The sequence below is a fragment of the Rhizobium alarense genome, from assembly GCF_021555155.1.
In the GTDB taxonomy this organism is placed as follows: Bacteria; Pseudomonadota; Alphaproteobacteria; order Rhizobiales; family Rhizobiaceae; genus Rhizobium_D; species Rhizobium_D alarense.
On record NZ_JAKGBU010000041.1, the window covers coordinates 27,110 to 30,375 of the forward strand.

4 protein-coding genes are annotated in these 3,266 nt (G+C 61.3%); 2 read left to right on the forward strand and 2 right to left on the reverse strand.

Going from position 1 to position 3,266, the window contains the following annotated elements:
• Positions 1 to 15 precede the first annotated feature (15 nt).
• A complete protein-coding gene (locus LXM94_RS14130) occupies positions 16 to 987 on the reverse strand; it encodes a helix-turn-helix transcriptional regulator (RefSeq protein ID WP_235772109.1) in 972 nt (323 codons plus the stop codon).
• Positions 988 to 1,117: 130 nt separating this feature from the next.
• Here LXM94_RS14130 and LXM94_RS14135 point away from each other — a divergent pair, with 130 nt between their 5' ends.
• Positions 1,118 to 1,588, forward strand: coding sequence for a RidA family protein (locus LXM94_RS14135; RefSeq protein WP_235772110.1), 471 nt, complete (start codon positions 1,118 to 1,120; stop codon positions 1,586 to 1,588).
• A gap of 141 nt (positions 1,589 to 1,729) precedes the next feature.
• Here the strand turns inward: LXM94_RS14135 and LXM94_RS14140 are convergent, their stop codons facing one another.
• Positions 1,730 to 2,620, reverse strand: a complete 891-nt coding sequence (locus tag LXM94_RS14140; RefSeq protein WP_235772111.1) for a LysR substrate-binding domain-containing protein — start codon at positions 2,618 to 2,620, stop codon at positions 1,730 to 1,732.
• Positions 2,621 to 2,716: 96 nt separating this feature from the next.
• Here LXM94_RS14140 and LXM94_RS14145 point away from each other — a divergent pair, with 96 nt between their 5' ends.
• Positions 2,717 to 3,124 carry a tautomerase family protein gene (locus LXM94_RS14145; RefSeq protein WP_235772112.1) on the forward strand — a complete coding sequence of 136 codons (408 nt, stop codon included), beginning with the start codon at positions 2,717 to 2,719 and terminating at the stop codon, positions 3,122 to 3,124.
• Positions 3,125 to 3,266 lie beyond the last annotated feature (142 nt).

Genomic DNA, 3,266 nt, shown 5'->3' on the forward strand with positions numbered 1-3,266 from the left:
TCGCCCAGCGTGCTCCTATCCTGGATCGTCGCCGGCATAGACTTTTGCCAGAGTGCCGACGATCTCCGCCATTTTGGCGCGAAGCGCCGGCGGCGCGATCACCTCGACCTCCGCGCCGAAGCGCAGAAGCTCCGTCGCGGCGTGCGCGATAGAACCGACCGATATGGTTACCGACCGCCAGCCCCGTGCGTCGGCGTCCCCGGAAAGCACCGCCGCGGTGCGGATATAGGGCGGTAGAAGCTCCTCCATCCTCTCCATGCCCCAGGGCGAGAGACGAATTTCAGCGCGATTCGGATGAAGATCCGCCTCGTAGCGCCGGATGCTCTCGGTCCAATACGCTTCGAGGTCGAAAACCTTCGGGTAATCGAACCGTTCATCCAGAACCTCCATTTCCCCGATTCTGGAAATGCGGAAGGTGCGGGCTTCTTTGCCGGCTTGGGCGACCAGATACCAGGCTCCACCCTTCAGGACGATGCCAAGAGGCTCGACGCGCCGCTCCCTGTCTGCCGTCCGGCTTTGATAGCGCATGCGGATGGGGTGCTGGTTCCACACGGCATCGGCGACAGCCGGCAGGTGGTCCAGGGTCTCCGCCTCCGCGAACCAGGCCGGCGCGTCAAAGTGGAAACGCGGTTTCATCGCGCCGGACCGCATGTCTTCCGGCAAGGCGGCCAGGAGCTTCGTGCGGGCGCTCGCCGCAACTGCACCCATTCCGAGATCCGCCGCCTGGCGTGTCAGTCCGGCCAGGAACAGCGCCTTGGACTCGGTTGACGATAGGCCGTTGAGGCGGACCCGGTAGCCGTCGAGCAGCCGGTAGCCTCCGCCGCTGCCCTGCACGCTGTAGATCGGGATGCCTGCTGCGCTCAGCGCATCCACATCGCGATAGATTGTCCGAAGCGAAACCTCGAACTCAGCGGCAAGCATCTGGGCGGTGACGTGTCCCTTCGCTTGCAGGGTGGTCAGGATGGACAGGAGGCGGCTTGCACGCATGGGAAGTTCATATTCGAACCTGACATGAATTGACAGGTATGGCCGCCTAAAAGTGCTGCCGTCGGGTACGAGCAGACAACACATCGTTGCTCTATCGGCCTTACTTCAGACCGCAGGGACCAAGAAAATCATGTCACACGCAATCAAGCATCTGCTCATCGGAGGAGCGATCATCATGGGAATTTCCACCGGGGCGACCGCGAATGAACTGACCATCGTCAACCCGCCGAAGCTCGGGGATCCCACGGCGAACGGCTATAGCACGGCGGCAATCGTGCCCGCCGGAGCCAGGGTTGCCTATATCTCAGGACAGGGCGGCTTCGACAGCACGGGCGCCTTGTCGCCCGACTTTGCCACGCAGGTTGAGCAGGCCTATGCAAACCTGCGTGCCGCGCTTGAGGGAATCGGTGCCGGACCGGATCAGGTCGCCAAGCTCACGGTTTTCGTCGTCGATCACGATATGTCCAAGCTTGGAGTCCTGACCCGGAACGTCAAGGACATGTTCGGTGACACGCTGCCGGCGCAAACCCTGGTACCCGTTCCCAGGCTCGCCATCGACCCCATGCTCTTCGAGGTGGAAGCCGTCGTCGTTCTGGAATAGAAGTTCCGCCGCCGGGCCGCGCAGGCGGCCCGGGCAACGACGACGGTTTTCGCGGCAATCATGAATTTCGAACGCTGCAGAAGCCGGCGGTGACAGGTCAACAAGACCCGGAATTTTTGCGAAACCCCGGATAAGTGCCGCTCAAAGCGCGGGTGCCGGAAAATCCGCGATTGCCTCTTTTAGCCATCCGACAAAATGCTCCGTCTTGCGCCGCCCGGGCCGCTCGACTTTCACGACATACCGATAGTCGCTGTGCAGGAAGCCGTAGGGCGCGATCAACCGACCGCATGCGACGTCTCCCGCGACCAGATGCCACGGCGCGATTGCCGCGCCGAGCCCGTTCAGCGCAGCCTCGATGGTGAGGTGATAGTGGTCGAAAATCCGTGTTGCAGAGGACGTGTCCTGTCCATCCTGGCTCGTGAGGCGTGACCACTCGTGCCAGACATGGGGGCGTGTTCGCGTTTCCAGCCGGGGCAACTTCGCCGTTTCGGCCCGAACGCAAGTCAACGTTCCTTTTGCAGCCGACGGCGCCACGATCAACCCCAGCTGCTCCCGAAACAGCAGCGAGCAGTTATCCGGAATCGAGGCGCCCGGCGGTAAAACCACAATCTGTACATCGACCTGGGTACGCGGCAGCCGATCGTCGGTCGCGAGGCGTACATCATAGCGCGGATACGTCGCTGTGAAATCGTGAAGACGCGGAATAAGCCAACGCATGGCGAACGTGCTGAGGCACGCGACGTCGAGAATGCTGTCATCACCCTTCGCGACGATGCGAAGCGCATCCTCGATCTGATCGAACGCGGCGGTCAGCGCGAAGCCGAACACACGGCCTTCCGGCGTGAGCCTGGGGCGATTTCGAGGGCCTTCGAAAAGCGGCGTCCCGATGAAAGCCTCAAGATGGCTGACATGGCGACTGATCGCCCCATGCGTCACGGCGAGTTCCTCGGCGGCAGCCGTGAGCCGGCCATGGCGCGCGGCGGCTTCAAACGCCCGCAGCGCTGCGACCGGCAAGTTCCTGCGATCTTTCATGTGAGCCTGCATCACATTAAACCGGCGAAGATGTCAATATATTCGGCAGGCCCATTGTGATTAATGGCGCAATCGTCAAATCATTGAGGTTGAATCATGCCATTTGTCAGAACAGCTCTTCCTTCCGGAACTGAACCGCACCGCAAATGCAGTATCGTACAGGGCATTCACGACGCCTTGGTCGAAGGCATCGGAATGCCGCAGGATGAACTGTTCAACCTCGTGACCGAATATCGCGATGGAGAGTTCTTCTTCGACCGGACCTTCAACGGCATTGCCCGCTCTGAAAGTCTTATCGTCGTCGAGATTACGATGCGCCGAGGTCGAAGCGATGCGATGAAGCGTGCGCTCTATGCCGCCATTGCCCGCAACCTGCAGACGAACGCGGCAGTATCCCCCAAAGACCTGTTCATTTTCATGCACGAGAACGACTATTCGGACTGGAGCGTCGGAAATGGCGTGTTCGCCATGGCCATCGCCCAGCAGCGCGGCACGGACGGGTAGGCCCGATAAAACCGCCGGCTCTGAAAGACAGGTGATTCCTGCGGCAAGACTCAATCGCGAACTTCGACGTCATGCGATCGATTGTTGTTGTGCGCGCCTCCCACATTTCCGTTCCGGGCTGCCCCTCGGGGGCGCGCCGGGC